At 39.0% G+C, this 775-nt stretch carries 1 protein-coding gene; it reads left to right on the plus strand.

Features of this window, described 5'->3' with window-relative positions; translation table 11 throughout:
• Positions 1-737, plus strand: a 737-nt coding sequence (locus ACFQ1M_RS11540; RefSeq protein WP_386408344.1) for an IS3 family transposase, incomplete at its 5' end; no start/stop codon positions are given.
• Positions 738-775 lie beyond the last annotated feature (38 nt).

Below are 775 nucleotides of genomic sequence, written 5' to 3' on the forward strand. Positions count from 1 at the left end.
AGATAGAACAACAGATTCTTGAGATCGTACACAAAAGACGCAGATCCCTTCCCAGGGAAGGCGTGCGTAAACTTATTAAATCATTGGATGATCAGTTTACTAAAGCCAACATTAAAGTTGGCAGAGACACCCTGTTCAACATCCTAAGAAAACACAATATGTTGATACACAGAAAGAAATACAGCTCAAGAACAACCAACTCGTTGCACAGGTTCCATAAGTACAGGAACATCATTAAAGATATCGATGTTACCAGACCCAACCAAGTTTGGGTCAGTGATATAACCTACATAAGAACCATAAGGGGATTTTGCTATCTGGCCCTAATCACAGATATGCACAGCCGTAGAATAGTCGGTTATGACATCAGCAACAGCCTGGAACTGAAAGGTTGTGAAAGAGCCTTGAACAAAGCCCTGTATCAAGCCAAAGACACTACCGGTCTTATACATCATTCCGATAGAGGCATACAGTATTGCAGTAATGTTTACACTCAGATATTAAAGAGAAACAACATAGGTATTAGTATGACAGAAGAAAACCACTGCTATGAGAATGCAATCGCTGAACGTGTAAACGGCATCCTAAAGGATGAGTTTTACCTCGACCAGACCTTTGATAGCCTGAAACATGCAAAACGGGCGGCAAAAAATGCAATCAATCTCTACAATGAAATCAGATTACATTTATCTTTAGACTATAGAACACCAAATATGGTATATTTAAAAACAGCGTAAATCAATTTTAACCTGTAGCCATATTTCAGGACAAGACA

It is taken from the genome of Sungkyunkwania multivorans, assembly GCF_042675645.1.
Classification (GTDB): domain Bacteria; phylum Bacteroidota; class Bacteroidia; order Flavobacteriales; family Flavobacteriaceae; genus Sungkyunkwania; species Sungkyunkwania multivorans.